This window comes from Chitinophaga dinghuensis, assembly GCF_003259435.1.
Lineage (GTDB): Bacteria > Bacteroidota > Bacteroidia > Chitinophagales > Chitinophagaceae > Chitinophaga > Chitinophaga dinghuensis.
Window position 1 is genome coordinate 1 of the sequence record NZ_QLMA01000011.1, and the last position, 16,237, is coordinate 16,237.

The window sequence follows — 16,237 nt, forward strand, 5'->3', positions numbered from 1 at the left end:
ATAGTAATCCCACCATTTTAATAGTAATGAAGGGCTTATGTCCAGGTCATCCGATGTGGACATAATGCTCTGACCCTTTTCCACTAGTCTGATTGCTTTTACCTTAAAGGCAAAACTGTGTTTCTTTCTTGCACTCATAAAAATGCCCCCAAAAGTGTCTAAACTTTTGGGGGCACTTCACTGTGACGTCACTTCCTTTTTTATTTTCTCGTCGTTCTTATCCTGCGGGCAGGAACGACCTCCATAAAAGTAAAATTACTTAGGCGCCTTCTTGTACAAGTAGAAAGCAAGTCCTCCAAAGATCACATTGGGTATCCATACTGCTACCAGCGGATTCAGGTCTGCCTTGGTAGAAAATACGGTGGCAAATTGCAAGGCAATAATATAACTGGCAGAGATAACAATACCCACGGCCAGGTGGAGCCCGCTTCCGCCACGCACTTTCTTGGCGGCAATAATCCCTCCGATCAACGTCAGTACTACCACAGCGGCAGCTGCTGCAGTACGCCGGTAATACTCTACCCAATAAGTATTCAACCCCTCAGAGCCACGGATCGACTCCCGAAGGATATACCTTCTGAGATCCGGTGTGGTAAGGGCTTCCTGCATATTCTTTTCATCCACCAGATCTTTCGGCACCAGCGGAATTTTAATGGACGTATCCTGTAAACTTCTCCAGCTTTCATGCAAACCATCCATGGTACGAATGGTCACATAGTCCAGTCGCCATTTTTTGGAAGTAGAATCCCATGAAACACGGTCTGCCTTCAAACGATAGTTGATCTCCTGCCCATGCACCTTTTGCAAAATGAAAGAGGAACCATTGGCATAATTGGGATCATAGGTACCGAAGGTCACATAGGTGAAACTGTCGATACGCGTACTTCGTTCAAACTGGGTGTTCTGGTTATCGTGACTATGTAAATATTTATTCTCAAAGGTGGTACGAATGCGGTTCGCATTGGGTACTACCCAGAAGTTGGCCAGCCAGAGGATACCGCCGAAAAGCAAAGCCCCTACCCAGTAAGGACGAAGGAAACGACGGAAACTCACACCAGCACTCAATATGGCAATGATCTCCGAACGATAGGCCATCTTGGAGGTAAAAAAGATTACCGACAGAAAGATGAACAACGGGAACAACAATGCCAGGATATGCGGGATAAAGCCGAAGTAATAATCCACTACAATCTGGCGCAAGGTCAGATGATTCTTCATAAAATCATCCACTTTCTCCGTAATGTCGATCACCACGGAGATCAGGAGGAAGATCGCCAGTGAATAAATAAAGGTACCTATCAGCTTACGTAATATATACCAGTCTATTTTTGTCAGGAATTTCGGCATGAACCCAAAGATATTAGTTTATTGGATTATTTGTTGATTTGCTGATTTTATAAACGCGTTTTCAACTGACTGATCATCTTCGGTTTCCAGGCGCTGAAAGTTCCTGCCAGAATCTGCCGACGGGCTTCTTTCACCAGTTCCAGGTAGAACGCGAGGTTATGGATACTGGCAAGTGTCATGCCCAAAATCTCTCCTGCAATAAATAAGTGGCGCAGGTAAGCCTTACTGTAAGTATTCGTGGCAAAGCATGGGCTGTTTTCATCTATCGGAGTGAAATCATCCGCCCATTTTTTATTACGGATATTGATGACGCCATTCCAGGTGAAGAGCATACCATTGCGGCCATTTCTGGTTGGCATCACGCAGTCAAACATATCTACGCCCAGGGATATATTTTCCAGGATATTCCATGGGGTACCTACGCCCATCAGGTATCTTGGCTTATCTACAGGTAAAATATCACATACGAGTTCGCACATCTCATACATATCCTGTTCCGGTTCTCCTACGCTCAATCCGCCAATCGCATTACCAGCGGCGCCACGGGAAGCGATATATTCCGCAGAAGCCTTACGGAGATCTTTGAAAGTAGAACCCTGTACAATCGGGAACAGCGTTTGTTCGTGACCGTAGGCAGGCATTGTGTCTGCCAGGCGTTGAATACACCTGTCCAGCCAGCGATGGGTCAGGTCCATCGACTTCCGGGCATAACGGTATTCGGAAGGGTATGGAGGACATTCATCGAACGCCATAATAATATCCGCGCCAATAGTACGCTGGATATCCATTACGTTTTCCGGTGTAAACAAATGACGGGAACCGTCTATATGTGATTGGAATACACAGCCTTCTTCTTTGATTTTACGGTTGGCTGCCAGGGAAAATACCTGATATCCGCCGCTATCTGTCAGAATAGGTCTGTCCCATCCATTAAATTTATGTAAACCGCCGGCTTTGGAAAGTACTTCCAATCCCGGACGCAGGTACAGGTGATAGGTATTTCCCAGAATGATCTGGGCCTGTACGGCCTCTTTTAACTGTTCCTGGGTAACCGCCTTTACACTGCCAACGGTACCCACCGGCATGAATATAGGCGTTTCGATTTCCCCGTGGGCAGTGGTGATTTTCCCTGCCCTGGCCTTACTGCCATTATCTTTAGTTATAAGTTCAAAATTCACGAGATTTCCATTTCAGCGTGCAAAGATACCGAAATGCAATTCGATTTGCGAATTAGTAAAAACAGATAGTACCTTCGTCCATAATTTATCTTTTTACAGATATTAAAAATATTATATTTTTGCGTCCATTATGCTTGACCACCTAGGTGAAATTGCCTTATACTCCTTTGCTACCATCGCTGGTATCCAGATATGTTATTATCTGTTCATTTTCTCACGGTTAGCCTTCTACCGTAAGAAATTTGACCCTGATCAGTCGCCGGAACAGAAATTTTCTGTTATCATCTGTGCAAAAGATGAGGAACTGAATTTGCAACGCAATCTCCCCGGGGTATTGCAGCAACGTTATCATGATCACTTGAAGCCTGAATATGAGGTGATTGTGGTAAATGATAACTCAGAAGATGAAAGCCGGTATTACCTGCAGTCTATCGAACCAGGTTATCCACATTACCGCACTATAGAAATTAAGCAGCCTGCGAAATTCATCCCTGGAAAGAAATTTCCTTTGTCGATGGGTCTTCGTGGAGCCATACACGATAACATTCTCCTGACGGATGCCGATTGCAAACCAGGAAGTACCTACTGGCTGTCTTTGATGAGTCAGGGTTTTACGGAAAACAAGGAGATTGTACTGGGTTATGGCGCTTATCATAAGAAACCGGGGTTTCTGAATAAAGTAATTCGTTACGAAACCTTCTTCAGTGCGATGCAGTTCCTGTCGTTTGCCATGAGTGGTATGGCTTATATGGGCGTGGGTCGTAACCTGGCTTATAAAAAGGAGCTCTTTTACCGTCATAAAGGTTTTACCAGTCATCAGCATTTGGCTGGGGGAGACGACGATCTGTTTGTAAACACAGCTGCCACTCGTAAAAACGTGTCGGTAGTCATTGATAAAAAAGCATTTACTTATTCCGAGCCTAAAAACAGCTGGAGCAGCTGGTTCCGCCAGAAAACAAGGCATATGACCACTGGCAAGCATTATAAGTTCGGGCATAAGTTTGTATTAGGGATCTTCTCTCTGACACATTTCCTCTTCTACCCTGCCTTAATATTGGCATTATTTACCACCACTCCTCCGATTTTGTGGTATGTACTGGGCGTATTCGGGTTCAAGCTGCTGGTTCAATCTGTTATCACCTGGTCTGCCATGCGCAAACTGGATGAGAAAGATCTGTTTGTATACAGCTGGTTCATGGATATTTTCATGTTATTTTACTACATCATCTTTACACCTGCGTTAATGGTGAAGTCCAAAAACCGTTGGTAAGCTTGTTCATTGCTGAATAAGTTTATTTTTGCAGCATGGATATTATTTTAAAGTACTTCAGCGACTTCACGCCGGCACAGCTGGCTCAGTTTGAAGCGTTACAGGGATTATACAGCGAGTGGAACGAGAAAATCAATGTTATTTCCAGGAAAGATATTGATTCCCTCTACGAAAAACATGTTTTACATTCATTAAGTATTGCTGCCATTGCGGATTTTGCACCTGGTACCCAGATTATTGACCTGGGCACCGGAGGAGGATTCCCTGGCATTCCGCTGGCTATTTTCTTCCCTGAAGTACAGTTCCATTTAGTAGACTCCATTGGCAAAAAGATTAAGGTAGTGGAAGGTGTGGCCGAGTCTCTCGGGCTTAAAAACGTTACTGCTGCCCATTCCCGTATAGAAGATATTAAGAACCGTAAGTTCGACATCGTGGTATCCCGTGCAGTGGCTCCTCTGGGAGATCTCTGGCGTTGGAGCAAACACCTGATGAAGAAATCCACCGTTCCTGGAAAGCAATTTGATAAAGGATTGATCTGCCTAAAAGGCGGCGATCTGGCCCAGGAAATCTCTGAAAGTGGACTGAAACCCAGAATGATCGACATCTACGACATCTTCCCTGAAGAGAGTTTCAAAGATAAATATATATTGATGGCCAAAAACTAGGCTGTATTTGGGGAGGCGCTGTCATATTTTTTCTGTAACAGCTAAAATATCCGCAATAGTGATTCGTCTTCAATAGTAAGATGAAACAGTTGCTCCTATCAAATACAGTTATGGCCCAAGAGCAAAATGAGCGTATACAGGAGGCGGTTAAACAAGAGAGCAGGCGCCTGCTCCACTTTATCCGTCAGCGGGTGAGCAATGTGTCGGACGCTGAAGATATTTTGCAGGATGTACTGTACCAGTTTACAGAATATCTGCGACTGGGCAGCCAGGTAGACTCCATCACCGGATGGCTGTTTGCCGTTGCCAGAAACAGGATCACAGATTGGTTCAGAAAAAAGAAAGAAACACCTTTTGCAGAATATACGCGGGAAATAGAAGGAGAAGAAGTGCTTTTCCTTCCCGAAATCATCGCTGATTCCGCTATGGATGCGGATACGCCCATGATGCAGAAAATCATTTCCGAAGCCATTACCGCCGCCATTGAAGACCTCCCTGCAGATCAGAAACAGGTATTTATCAGTCATGAAATCCTGGGAAAATCATTTAAGGAGATGAGTGCCGAAACGGGCGTTAGCGTCAACACGTTGCTTTCACGCAAACGCTATGCTGTACTGTTTTTGAGAGAAAGATTGAGAGAACTGTATCAAGAAATTCTCAACAACTGATTAAACTTACTAATAGATATGGGACGATTCAGACAAAAATCCGCCGGAAAAATATTCCTGATGATCTGCTGTGGTATTGCATTCATAGCAGCTGTCACCCTCTTAACCATGATACTCTGGAACTGGTTAATACCAGAAATATTCCATGGTCCTAGCATTACCTACTGGCAAGCCTTTGGACTACTGCTGCTCGGCAAACTGCTGTTCGGCTGGCATAATAACGGCAAAGGATTCAAAGGGCGCGGGGGCGACTGGAAAGAGCGTATCAGGAACAAAATGGCCCACCTCAGCCCTGAAGAACAGGAACACCTCCGTGAAAAACTTCGCAACCGCTGTGGGGGTTCTGAACATTTCGAGCGTCATTTCGATAGGTTCTGGAATGATCGCGATGAAAAAAAGGATGACCCTGCACAAAATCCAGGGAATAATCCCTCTACATCACTCTAATTATTACAATTATCAGAAATAACTAAGATTTTTTTCATCCATTGCCGTTATTCTTTCATGTATGCCCGAAAAACCTCACATATTTATTAAATAAATATGTTGGCTGATTGCAAAAACTGGTGTAACTTCAAAGAGTATGCAATGGCCCGGGTATTCTCAACTAAAGGCGCCAGGTTTTGTGTTATTTTCGCACCCTTTAAAATGAATTCCTATGTACCTGAACCAGCATGAGATTCGATCTCTGTTAAACAGGAGTTTCGACAATATGGTCGACTATGTAAACACGCTGTCAGATCATCGGTTTACCGCATCTCCTTACGGTAAATGGTCAGCCGGCCAACAGCTGGATCACCTGATCAAATCCGTACGCCCCGTTAGCAGCGCAATGGGGTTTCCTAAATTTGCACTTCGATATTTTGGCGTCAGTCAACTGCCCTCCAGGTCCTATGATCTGTTAGTATTGCAGTATCAGCAAAAACTGAATGATGGTGCAACCGCCACCATCCCCTACCAGCCAGGCGTTATTTACAACGCACAACGGCCGGTATTAATCCAGAGCTTCCTCACCCAGAAACTAAAACTGGATGACAAAATCAGGAACTGGTCTGAAAATGACCTGGACAGGTACAGACTACCTCATCCGATTTTAGGGAAAATCACCGTTCGGGAAATGCTGTATTTCACTGCTTATCATAACCAGCACCACCTGGAAAAACTGATCCATCAGGAACAGTTTGCTCATACATGGGAAAACCAGCTACAACAGCTGATTTTCTAATAGTTACTCACGCTAAGTTGAATGCAAAAAGTCATTAAAAGGAAAAGCCTGCGTATGATACGCAGGCTTTTCCTTTTATAATATTCACAACAGCTTATTTTGCCACTGCTTTGTTATTGCTTCTGTCTATATCCGCCAGACGCTGACTAGGATCGATTTCTACCGACTGAATATCGTTTAAAGGCAGCTCCACCTCTACTTCATAAGTAGGATGCGTCCAGAACCAAGGAGATTTTACTATACGCTTGATAGCCGGATTCTCATTGGGCTTCTCGCCAAACATGATAGACAACGGAATATAATACATTGTCTGGTTGCCTTTCTTATCGGTTACCATCAGATCAATAGGCATTGGGAATTCCCCGATTCTGCGCAGACGTACAGTGGTTTTGTTACCATTATCAGTAACGCCATCGATACCGTAATCAATATGCTTGGTGGAATTAATCAGGTATTGTTTGTACCAATCCAGCTGAATACCGCTTTCTTTCTCCATTACACGCACAAAGTCGTTGGCATTCGGATGCTTGAAACGCCACTCATTGTAGTAACGAATCAGGCCGCTGTCGCGGATTTCTGCACCGATTACATAACCAAGTTGCTCTAAGAATACAGCTCCTTTACGATAGGCATTATTGCTATAACCGTAGTTGGTATTGTAATGATCGGAATGGGTGGTAGCAGGTTCTTCAAATGCGCTCTTCGCCAGGCGGAAATAACCTTTATAGGTATCTTCCAAAGGCCACTTGCCTTTCAGACTATCAGTTGTATTGTAGATGGTATTTTCTTCTGCGAAAGTGGTGAAACCTTCATCCATCCATGGATACAGACTTTCATTAGTAGCCAGCATACCCTGATACCAACTATGCATCCATTCATGCATAGCCACACCATATAAGCCAGTTTGAGTACCATTACCAAGGATCAGCGTAGCCATTGGATACTCCATACCACCGTCTCCACCCTGGATAAAGGAATACTGCTTATAAGGGTAAGCGCCATAGTGTTTTTTAATATAGGCGTATGCGTTAGGAATGGATTTAGCCAGTGCTGGCCAGGTTTTACGGGTAGTATCATTCTCAATATAGAAGAAATGTGCCGTGAAGCCATCTACCTGCTGCGTGATATGCTTGTAATCAGGATCAGCCGCCCATACGAAATCGTGCACATTTGGCGCGATGAAATGCCATGCCAGTTTATTGCCGGCAGGACGTTTTACTTTCACGCCAGCAGCCTCGTAACCATGGCCAATTTCATTTGGATTCTGCAAATAACCAGTAGCCGCAATCACATATTTTTTATCCATATTCAGGGTCACATCGTAATCTCCCCACACGCCGTAAAACTCACGGGCAATGTATGGAGTAGGATGCCATCCTTCATAGTCATATTCTGCCATTTTAGGATACCACTGCGCCATGGAGAAGTCCACACCTTCCGAGTTATTGCGGCCACTGCGGCGGATTTGAACTGGCACCTGTGCCTCAAACTCCATATCAAATACTGCTTTGGAATTCGGCATGATAGGTTGATCCAGATCCACTTCCAGGATGGTTTCCACTGTTTTGAAACTTTGTGTTTTACCATCTCTTTTCAGTGAAATTATTTTCTGGTAGCCGATTTCATCTGGCTTCAGTTTGGATATACGGTCGCGTACACGGTTATCCCAGTCGTACACATTGTTACCATTTTTATCTTTACCGATCACGATTTTACCTAATTCGCGACTACGCACATCCATCATACTGTTTGGCTGAAACGCGTTCCAGTACAGGTGATAGAAGACTTTCTTCAGTGTATCGGGGGAATTATTATAGTATTCCAGGTGTTGTTTACCGCTGAATTTATTCGCTGGCGCATCAACATCTACGTTCATGGTGTATTTCACTCTCTGCTGCCAGCGGTCAGACTGTGCATTTAGTTGTAACCAGCTGCCTGCCAGAAGGGTCATGGCCAGACAGCCTCCGATAACCGGGTGCTTCATTCTGTTAGATTTTGTTCAAGCTGCGAAAATAAACAATTACCGATAAGGTGTTGATAAGTTGGATGAGTGGTTACACAAAACTCAACGTTTTAATGGGCAGCTCCATAAATTCGGCGTAGTGCTGAACTGCCGTTTCAAATGCGTTTTTTCGGGATTTCGGCAGACTTATAAACGGTTCAAAGGAAATTTCCAGGCCATCTTTGGCAATTGTTCTTTTCCAGAGGCCGCATATCTGGCCTTCATTCAGCATAATGGGGTGAAATATCCCATTGACAGTCATTACTTTATGTCCGTGTTCTTTGGCGATCATGGGGGAACGGTCCTTATAGGCCACATTTATTTCATCGAAAGCGGGGAGTACCAGGGCATCAGGCACACTTGTTTTAGTGTTTAAGAGTCCTTTTCCGCACCACCAGCTAGTATCAGCGATAGTGATGTGGTCCAGTCGGGGTTTAGCCGCTTCCAGGCCTATATTTGCTTCTTTCTGGGTAATGCCGGCATAGGTGGTAAAATCTGCCACTGTAGCGGGGCCGTGGCTGGTGAAATAGCGTTCCGCCAGGAGTTCCAGGGCTTTCTCTTTTGAATAAGAAGGTTGTGGAGGGCACCATTCATCCAGCAGGGTGAAGGTAAATTGTTTGCCTTTCATGGGGCCATGACAGATAATACCTTCCAGGGAAGCCCTGAAAAGGCTGTAGCGCATGTATTCCGGGCCGATATTATGTTTTTGCAGTAAGGCTTCCACTTCGCTGCGCATGAGCCGATTTCCGCCATGGAGGGCCTCTTTCAGTAATTTAAATACGCGGGGATAGATGGCAGCATCCACTCCGAGGACTTTCTCGGTAGACTTCAAACGCATTTCCAGCCTGTCTTTCACCAGCGCTATCATCCAACGTATATCCGCTGGCGTTACCAACTGAAGGGTACCGCGGTAGATCCATGTACGGATGATTTCTCCTTTATTGATGGCCTTGTCCACCTGCTGCAGGGGCGTATGTTGGAGTCGTGCGCCTATTGCATACTTGCTGGCAGGGAAATCCTGGGCCTGGAGGGCGCCCATATAGGAAACCAGTGCCTGTGGCGTTTTGCAGGTATGTTTAGAAACTTGTTGCGCATGTAAGCGAAGCCTTGCAATATCAGATAGCTGCATATAACATATTTGAAAAACAAAGCAACAATAGGGAGATGACAGCCCTATGTCAGGAGCAGGAAAAATTATTCAGCGCCTTGCACTACCACTACAATCTCGCCTTTCACGCCTTTTTCGCGGAAGTAGTCGGCCACTTCCTGGAGGGTACCACGTTTGTTCTCTTCAAACATTTTGGTAAGCTCGCGGCTTACGCAACATGGGCGATCTGGTCCGAAGTATTGGATAAGGTCATCGAGGGTACGTACCAATCGCATAGGCGATTCATAGAAAACGATGGATCTTTCTTCGGTAGCGAGTTGTGTAAAGAGGGTATGGCGGCCTTTCTTGAGGGGAAGGAAGCCTTCAAACATAAAGCGGTTCATGGGAATGCCGCTGTTAACCAATGCAGGAACGAAGGCCGTAGCGCCGGGCAGGCATTCTACCGGAACACCCTGACGGATACATTCTCTGACAAGGAGGAAACCTGGGTCGGAAACGCCGGGAGTGCCTGCATCTGTCAGTAAAGCCATGACTTTACCGGCCTGGAGTTGTTCTACCAGATGCTGAGCTACTTTATGTTCATTATGCTGATGATAAGGGGTAATTGGCTTGTTGATATTATAGTGCCTGAGCAGCACGCTGGAAGTACGGGTGTCTTCAGCCAGGATGAGCTCGGCATCTTCCAATACCTTAACAGCTCTGTAAGTGATATCGGCCAGATTGCCGATAGGGGAAGGAACGATATATAACTTCATTGAAAGGTCGAATTACGAATCAGGAATTACGGATTCATGCAAAATGCTCCGCAAATCCGTAATTCGTAATTCGAAATTATTTATTGAATGTGTACTTCAAAGTATTCCATTACCTGGTTAGCCAACAGCTTCTGGCAAGCATTTTCAGCGATTTGCTGAGCTTCTTCCTTGCTGGCAGCCTCAACTTGCAGGGTAATGTGTTTGCCTATGCGTACATCGTGCACCTGGTTCATACCGAGGTTTTTAAGGCCACCCATTACCGCTTTCCCTTGAGGGTCCAATAATTCTTTCAGTGGCATCACATTGATATGTGCAGTAAAAGTCATTGTGCTTTAAATTTTGCCGCAAACCTACATTAAAAATTACGAATTATGAACTCGTACTTGCAGATTTGCAATGGTTTATTGACGATTGATGTGCTCCTGCCGGGTGTTTCAGGCTTTTTCTGCCTTCATTGGCGGGAACAGCAACGATAAAATTACATAACAGATAAATACAAAAGGAACTGCTGCAAACTTCAGGAACGGTATACTAACCAGGGTGAGTACTACCAGTAAGAGGCGTGTCCAGTTATCTTTCAGCGTTTTCTTCTTCACTTTCAGGCTGATCATAGGGATTTCCGCCACCATCAGGTAACTGAGCAGGAAAATGATCACGTACAGTACCCAGATATTCTGAAACCAATGGCCCAGGTTATAAGGATTATACAGTACGATCAGCGGGAAGGAGGCCACCAGCAGTCCCACAGCCGGAGTAGGCACACCGATGAAGTTTTCAGACTGACGGGTGTCTATGTTGAACTTGGCCAGGCGATAAGCTGCAAAGCAAGGCACCAGCAAGGCCGGAGCGAGGTTGAACAGCGATACGTCAAATACGTCCGGTTGTTGGAAGTAGGCGCTGCGCAACAGGCGATACAGCATCATACCTGGTACTACGCCGAAAGTAACGACATCGGCCAGGGAATCCAGCTCTTTGCCCATTGGAGATTGTACGCGGAGCAGACGCGCTGCCAAACCATCAAAAAAGTCGAAGATGGCCGCCAGCACTACCAGTGCAGAAGCCCAATAGATAGGCTCGGGCGTAACGATCGTATATTCAGTACCGTTAAATTCAGTTCTGAATTCCGGTGCATGTAGCACACAGATGATAGCCAGTGCGCCGCAAAAAAGGTTACATAGGGTAATAATATTGGGAATCTGTCGCATTCGAATATTTATGTTGACGAAAAAAAGCCCCCCACTGGGTGAGGGGCCGGAAAGTTATTTCATTAAAGCTTCAATTTCGTCAGCAGTGATCGGGATGTTTTTCATCAGATCAACATTGCCGGAAGCGGTAATCCAGTAGTTATTCTCGATACGTATGCCCATTTGCTCTTCCTCAATATAGATACCAGGTTCTATAGTCAGTACAGCGCCTTCTGGAATAGGCTGCACCATTGAAGGAGCCAGATCATGAACGTCTACGCCCAGGTGATGGGAAATACCGTGATACAGGTATTTGCGGTAAGCAGGAGCTTCCGGGTCCTGGTTTTTGATATCTGCTTCAGTAAGCAGACCCAGTTTCACGAATTCTCTTCCTGCCTCTTCGCCCATCATTTCATGGTATTTAGCCAGGGTAATGCCCGGACGGAGGATGGAAGCAGCATATCTGTGGAGATGCAGACATGCGTCATATACCTGACGCTGACGGGCAGTAAATTTACCATTTACCGGAACGGTACGGGTCAGGTCAGCATTATATCCGCCATATTCCGCGCCGAAGTCCATCAAAATGAGTTCACCATCTTTACACTCCTGGTTATTGAATACATAGTGCAGGGTACGGGCACGATCGCCAGAGGCAATGATAGACCCGTAAGCCTCACCAGCAGAGCGATTACGCAGGAACTCATGCAGGATTTCCGCTTGAATTTCATGCTCATAAACGCCAGGCTTGATGAATTTCAATACACGACGAAAAGCTTTCTCCGTGATATCCATGGCCACCTGCATTACCTTGATTTCTTCTTCAGTTTTCACAGCGCGCACTTGTTTGAAAATAACAGCGGCACGCAGGTAATTATGCAGTGGGAAACGTTCTTTCATGGCTTCCGCATAGCGGTAATCACGAACAGGAACATAGTTGGATTTACGATTATTCTCGTTGGTGTTCAGGTAAATATTTTCTGCTTCATGCACCCACTGTTGCAATAATGCATCCAGCGTATCCAGCCACACGATGGTAGTCATACCAGAAATAGCAGTAGCTTCTTCTTTTCTCAGACGCTTCCCATCCCATTTCTCTTTCAGCTCATTCGGGCGAACCAGCACTAATACTTCACGGTATTTAGGGTCCGGATTATCCGGGTATAAAACCACCATGGTATCTTCCTGGTCTATGCCTGTAAGCCAGTACAGGTCCGCGTTCTGTTTAAATTTAAACAGTGCGTCGCCATTCGTCGGAAGTTCATCGTTGGAATTGATAATAGCTATTGAGTTAGGCTTCATCTTAGCCAAAAAACGCTGGCGGTTTTTTACAAACAGCTGCGGATCCAAAGGCAGATTCTTCATATCTGTAATTTTCAAATGAGGCTTCAAACCTAGGGAAAATTTCCCTATTTGAAGAGAGCAGAATGTAGGAAAGGTAATCCAAAGCTTACAGGAAACGTAAAAAATACAATACCACATTACATCTGCTGCAATGATACTTATGTGTTATTACTTAATGTTTTATTCACACAATTTCCCTTTGATAACCTGCAAGGATTTCTGAACATTTTGAAGATCTGTCAACAAATTCAAGAAAGAGGCATCAATTTTCTAAATTTCAATGGTTCAACACCAAAGAAATTAGACGATATCAAAAAATGCCTAGTTTTGCTTTTACACCAAAACAATCTTGCTTTTATGCAAATGAGTAGCGTAAGGAATCCTGTTGCTGACTTACGGGAACTGGGCATAGAGAACGCGTCAAACGTATACTACCAGCTTGAACCAGCCCAACTGGTAAAACAAACACTGGAACGCAATCAAGGCGTTTTATCCGATACAGGTGCGCTTGCAGTAAACACCGGAGAATTTACCGGTCGCTCACCTAAAGACAAATTCATTGTAAAAGATCAGATCACTGCCAACACGGTTAACTGGAATGATTTTAACATTCCTTTTACTACAGAAAATTTTGATCGTTTGTACGACAAAGTAACTGCTTACTTTGCAGGTAAAGATGTATGGGTACGCGATTGCTTTGCCTGTGCAGATACCAGCTACCGTATTGGTGTGAAAGTAATTACTGAATTACCTTGGTCAAGTCTGTTTGCCTACAATATGTTCCTGCGTCCTTCCGATGAGGAATTGGAGTACATGCATACCGACTGGACAGTGATCCAGGCTCCTGGTTTCATGGCTGATCCTGCCGTAGATGGCACCCGTCAGCATAACTTTGCGGTAGTAAGTTTTACCCGCAAAATAATTCTGATCGGCGGTACAGCTTATACCGGAGAAATCAAAAAAGGTATCTTCACCATTCTCAATTACATTCTGCCACAGGACAAACAAGTTCTCAGCATGCACTGCTCTGCCAACCAGGGCGCTGAAGGTGATACTGCTATTTTCTTTGGACTGAGCGGTACCGGTAAAACCACGCTGAGCGCAGATCCTAACCGTAAGCTGATTGGAGATGATGAACATGGCTGGACAAACACCGGCGTATTCAACTTCGAAGGTGGCTGCTATGCAAAATGTATTGATCTGAGTGCTGAGAAAGAACCAGAAATCTTCCAGGCAGTACGCCCTGGCGCATTACTGGAGAACATCACTTTCTTCCCTGGCACCAATCAGCCAAATTATGCAGATAAAAGCATCACGGAAAATACCCGTGTATCTTATCCGCTGACATTTATTCCGAATGCACTGGAACCTTCTGTGGGAGCAGTTCCTAAAAATATCTTCTTCCTGACAGCAGATGCTTATGGCGTTTTACCGCCTATCAGCCGACTGACGCCAGGCCAGGCTATGTATCAGTTCATTTCCGGTTATACCGCTAAAGTTGCCGGAACCGAAGCTGGCGTTACAGAGCCTAAATCTACTTTCAGCGCATGTTTCGGCGCACCTTTCCTCCCACTGCATCCTGCAAAATATGCACAGATGCTGGGCGAAAAAATGCGCAAAAATGATGTAAACGTGTGGCTGATCAACACCGGTTGGACTGGCGGTCCTTATGGCGTAGGTAGCCGTATTAAACTGGCTTATACCCGCGCTATCATTGCTGCTGCCATCGACGGTAAACTGGAACATGTCAGATACCGCAGCACACCAGTATTCGGATTGGCTATCCCGGAAACCGTTCCTGGAGTACCTACCGATATCCTGGACCCACGCAACACATGGGCTGATAAAGCAGCCTACGATGCGAAAGCTGCAGACCTGGCTGGCCAGTTCATCCGCAACTTCCAGAAATATGCTGGCGCCGCTGATCAAGAAATTCTTGCTTCAGCTCCAAAAATTTAAATATATTGTGATCAATAAATCACGCAAAAGATATTCAGGAAATCAATAATACCGATTTCAAACTTTTGCTAACTGATTACCGTCTTTGTTTGCCTTATAATTTCCACAACAATCAACGGTTCGTATAAGACATTCTGTCTTCGCAAAACAGGTTTCCTCAGAAGCCTGTTTTGCAGAACCAGCTCGCGTTTTTTCTCGCAAAGTTCGCAAAGAGAAGCGCAGAGGCGCTAAGGGCGCCTGCGGCGCTGAGAGGAGGTTTTTGCTCGCAGAGCAGCAAAGCAAGGTAAGCAGCAAAGGTGTTTTGTTGTTTTTTTGGCTTTTATGGCTTCCTGTCCTCTATTCGTTTTGCCCCCTTCGTTTTTCCCCAATAGTATCTTATAGCATTTCCGATTCATATACATTATTAATAATTAATCAATTATTAATCAACAATCAATCATTTATAATTTATTCATCATTTTTCTTTGCTGCTTTGCTGCCCTGCTGCTTTGCGAGCAAAAAAATCCCCATAGCGCCGCAGGCGCCCTCCTCGCGCCTTTGCGATTCTCTTTGCGTCTTTGCGAGAAAAATTCCCGGCAAAATCATACCTTTGCGCATGCAAATTTTAGACGGTAAACATGTTTCAGAGGCTATCAAGGCCCAATTAGCTGCATCAGTGGCTGAATTAAAGGCTGCTGGCAAAAAGGTTCCGCACCTGGCAGCGATCCTGGTAGGAAATAATCCGGCCAGTGAGACCTACGTTGCTTCCAAAGTAAAGTCATGTGCAGAATGCGGTTATAACTCCACCCTCCTGCGTTTTGATGAGCAAATTTCTGAAAAGCACCTGCTGGACCAGATCATCCTGCTCAACGAAAATCCGGATATCGACGGTATCCTGGTGCAACTGCCTTTACCTAAGCATATCAGCGAAGAACTGGTGATCAATACCATTGATCCCAGCAAAGATGTGGACGGCTTCCATCCCATGAACGTGGGTAAAATGGTAAGTGGCCTGCCTGCATTCATTCCTGCTACCCCTTATGGTATCATGCTGATGCTGGAACATTATAACGTGCCTACTAAAGGAAAACATGCGGTAGTAATCGGTCGCAGCCACATCGTTGGTACGCCTATCAGCATTCTGCTGAGTCGCAATACCAACCCTGGTAACTGCACCGTAACCCTCACCCATTCCCAGACACATAACCTGCCTGAAATTTGCCGCCAGGCAGATATCATCGTAGCCGCTATCGGTAAGCCTAACTTCGTTACCGCTGATATGGTAAAAGAAGGCGCCGTAATTGTGGACGTTGGTATCAACCGCGTAGCAGACGCCAGCAAGAAAAGTGGTTTCCGCCTCATCGGTGACGTGAAATTTGATGAAGTTGCCCCTAAATGCAGCTTTATCACCCCGGTACCAGGTGGCGTAGGCCCAATGACCATTGCGGCGTTGCTGAAAAATACCTATCAGGCCTGTATCGGTCAGAAAGGTAGTATGAATTAACAGGTTCCGAAAAAAGACGGACCTTTGCAGGGTTAGAACAATGTCAGTA

The 16,237-nt window shown here is 45.2% G+C and carries 17 protein-coding genes; 7 read left to right on the forward strand and 10 right to left on the reverse strand.

Going from position 1 to position 16,237, the window contains the following annotated elements; all coding sequences use genetic code 11:
* The 3 genes from CLV59_RS29530 to tgt form a co-directional block, all read right to left on the reverse strand.
* A partial coding sequence (locus CLV59_RS29530; RefSeq protein WP_146616177.1) for a transposase occupies positions 1-138 on the reverse strand: 138 nt, incomplete at its 3' end.
* 117 nt (positions 139-255) lie between these two features.
* Complete coding sequence (locus CLV59_RS26470) at positions 256-1,347, reverse strand: LptF/LptG family permease (protein ID WP_111595125.1); 1,092 nt, start codon at positions 1,345-1,347, stop codon at positions 256-258.
* Positions 1,348-1,394: 47 nt separating this feature from the next.
* Entirely contained in the window at positions 1,395-2,525 is a 1,131-nt protein-coding gene (gene tgt / locus CLV59_RS26475; RefSeq protein WP_111595126.1) for a tRNA guanosine(34) transglycosylase Tgt, read from the reverse strand.
* Between the two features lie 130 nt (positions 2,526-2,655).
* On the opposite strand from tgt, the gene CLV59_RS26480 reads away from it, so the two are divergent.
* From CLV59_RS26480 to CLV59_RS26500, 5 genes are all read left to right on the forward strand, one after another.
* Entirely contained in the window at positions 2,656-3,795 is a 1,140-nt protein-coding gene (locus CLV59_RS26480; protein WP_111595127.1) for a glycosyltransferase, read from the forward strand.
* A gap of 35 nt (positions 3,796-3,830) precedes the next feature.
* Positions 3,831-4,460 carry a 16S rRNA (guanine(527)-N(7))-methyltransferase RsmG gene (rsmG, locus tag CLV59_RS26485; RefSeq protein ID WP_111595128.1) on the forward strand — a complete coding sequence of 210 codons (630 nt, stop codon included), beginning with the start codon at positions 3,831-3,833 and terminating at the stop codon, positions 4,458-4,460.
* A gap of 110 nt (positions 4,461-4,570) precedes the next feature.
* Positions 4,571-5,128, forward strand: a complete 558-nt coding sequence (locus tag CLV59_RS26490) for an RNA polymerase sigma factor (protein ID WP_111595285.1) — start codon at positions 4,571-4,573, stop codon at positions 5,126-5,128.
* A gap of 18 nt (positions 5,129-5,146) precedes the next feature.
* Positions 5,147-5,575, forward strand: a complete 429-nt coding sequence (locus CLV59_RS29130) for a hypothetical protein (RefSeq protein ID WP_211324032.1) — start codon at positions 5,147-5,149, stop codon at positions 5,573-5,575.
* Between the two features lie 211 nt (positions 5,576-5,786).
* Positions 5,787-6,353, forward strand: coding sequence for a DinB family protein (locus CLV59_RS26500; protein ID WP_111595129.1), 567 nt, complete (start codon positions 5,787-5,789; stop codon positions 6,351-6,353).
* Positions 6,354-6,447: 94 nt separating this feature from the next.
* Here the strand turns inward: CLV59_RS26500 and CLV59_RS26505 are convergent, their stop codons facing one another.
* The 6 genes from CLV59_RS26505 to CLV59_RS26530 form a co-directional block, all read right to left on the reverse strand.
* On the reverse strand, positions 6,448-8,337 hold the full coding sequence (locus tag CLV59_RS26505; RefSeq protein WP_170137933.1) for a M1 family metallopeptidase: 1,890 nt from the start codon (positions 8,335-8,337) through the stop codon (positions 6,448-6,450).
* A gap of 70 nt (positions 8,338-8,407) precedes the next feature.
* Positions 8,408-9,484 carry a winged helix DNA-binding domain-containing protein gene (locus CLV59_RS26510; RefSeq protein WP_111595130.1) on the reverse strand — a complete coding sequence of 359 codons (1,077 nt, stop codon included), beginning with the start codon at positions 9,482-9,484 and terminating at the stop codon, positions 8,408-8,410.
* Between the two features lie 65 nt (positions 9,485-9,549).
* Complete coding sequence (gene rsmI, locus CLV59_RS26515; RefSeq protein WP_111595131.1) at positions 9,550-10,218, reverse strand: 16S rRNA (cytidine(1402)-2'-O)-methyltransferase; 669 nt, start codon at positions 10,216-10,218, stop codon at positions 9,550-9,552.
* A gap of 80 nt (positions 10,219-10,298) precedes the next feature.
* On the reverse strand, positions 10,299-10,544 hold the full coding sequence (gene purS, locus CLV59_RS26520; protein WP_111595132.1) for a phosphoribosylformylglycinamidine synthase subunit PurS: 246 nt from the start codon (positions 10,542-10,544) through the stop codon (positions 10,299-10,301).
* 108 nt (positions 10,545-10,652) lie between these two features.
* Positions 10,653-11,423 carry a CDP-diacylglycerol--serine O-phosphatidyltransferase gene (gene pssA, locus CLV59_RS26525; RefSeq protein WP_111595133.1) on the reverse strand — a complete coding sequence of 257 codons (771 nt, stop codon included), beginning with the start codon at positions 11,421-11,423 and terminating at the stop codon, positions 10,653-10,655.
* A gap of 54 nt (positions 11,424-11,477) precedes the next feature.
* A complete protein-coding gene (locus CLV59_RS26530; RefSeq protein ID WP_111595134.1) occupies positions 11,478-12,767 on the reverse strand; it encodes an aminopeptidase P family protein in 1,290 nt (429 codons plus the stop codon).
* A gap of 336 nt (positions 12,768-13,103) precedes the next feature.
* On the opposite strand from CLV59_RS26530, the gene pckA reads away from it, so the two are divergent.
* Entirely contained in the window at positions 13,104-14,705 is a 1,602-nt protein-coding gene (gene pckA, locus CLV59_RS26535) for a phosphoenolpyruvate carboxykinase (ATP) (protein ID WP_111595287.1), read from the forward strand.
* Between the two features lie 447 nt (positions 14,706-15,152).
* Here the strand turns inward: pckA and CLV59_RS29050 are convergent, their stop codons facing one another.
* Positions 15,153-15,302 carry a hypothetical protein gene (locus tag CLV59_RS29050; protein WP_170137934.1) on the reverse strand — a complete coding sequence of 50 codons (150 nt, stop codon included), beginning with the start codon at positions 15,300-15,302 and terminating at the stop codon, positions 15,153-15,155.
* Here CLV59_RS29050 and folD point away from each other — a divergent pair.
* The gene (gene folD, locus CLV59_RS26540) at positions 15,301-16,188 is read left to right on the forward strand and encodes a bifunctional methylenetetrahydrofolate dehydrogenase/methenyltetrahydrofolate cyclohydrolase FolD (protein WP_111595135.1); all 888 of its coding nucleotides are present in this window, start codon (positions 15,301-15,303) and stop codon (positions 16,186-16,188) included. The two genes, CLV59_RS29050 and folD, sit on opposite strands and share 2 nt — an antisense overlap.
* Positions 16,189-16,237: the final 49 nt, after the last annotated feature.

Excerpts from the sequence above, each read along its gene's own strand:
- pssA (WP_111595133.1), bottom strand. The coding sequence starts at position 11,423 with ATGCGACAGATTCCCAATATTATTACCCTATGTAACCTTTTTTGCGGC.
- CLV59_RS26510 (WP_111595130.1), bottom strand. The coding sequence starts at position 9,484 with ATGCAGCTATCTGATATTGCAAGGCTTCGCTTACATGCGCAACAAGTT.
- CLV59_RS26480 (WP_111595127.1), top strand. The coding sequence starts at position 2,656 with ATGCTTGACCACCTAGGTGAAATTGCCTTATACTCCTTTGCTACCATC.
- CLV59_RS26500 (WP_111595129.1), top strand. The coding sequence starts at position 5,787 with ATGTACCTGAACCAGCATGAGATTCGATCTCTGTTAAACAGGAGTTTC.
- CLV59_RS26490 (WP_111595285.1), top strand. The coding sequence starts at position 4,571 with ATGGCCCAAGAGCAAAATGAGCGTATACAGGAGGCGGTTAAACAAGAG.
- CLV59_RS26470 (WP_111595125.1), bottom strand. The coding sequence starts at position 1,347 with ATGCCGAAATTCCTGACAAAAATAGACTGGTATATATTACGTAAGCTG.
- folD (WP_111595135.1), top strand. The coding sequence starts at position 15,301 with ATGCAAATTTTAGACGGTAAACATGTTTCAGAGGCTATCAAGGCCCAA.
- CLV59_RS26505 (WP_170137933.1), bottom strand. The coding sequence starts at position 8,337 with ATGAAGCACCCGGTTATCGGAGGCTGTCTGGCCATGACCCTTCTGGCA.
- rsmI (WP_111595131.1), bottom strand. The coding sequence starts at position 10,218 with ATGAAGTTATATATCGTTCCTTCCCCTATCGGCAATCTGGCCGATATC.
- CLV59_RS26530 (WP_111595134.1), bottom strand. The coding sequence starts at position 12,767 with ATGAAGAATCTGCCTTTGGATCCGCAGCTGTTTGTAAAAAACCGCCAG.
- CLV59_RS29130 (WP_211324032.1), top strand. The coding sequence starts at position 5,147 with ATGGGACGATTCAGACAAAAATCCGCCGGAAAAATATTCCTGATGATC.
- rsmG (WP_111595128.1), top strand. The coding sequence starts at position 3,831 with ATGGATATTATTTTAAAGTACTTCAGCGACTTCACGCCGGCACAGCTG.
- pckA (WP_111595287.1), top strand. The coding sequence starts at position 13,104 with ATGCAAATGAGTAGCGTAAGGAATCCTGTTGCTGACTTACGGGAACTG.
- purS (WP_111595132.1), bottom strand. The coding sequence starts at position 10,544 with ATGACTTTTACTGCACATATCAATGTGATGCCACTGAAAGAATTATTG.
- CLV59_RS29050 (WP_170137934.1), bottom strand. The coding sequence starts at position 15,302 with ATGCGCAAAGGTATGATTTTGCCGGGAATTTTTCTCGCAAAGACGCAA.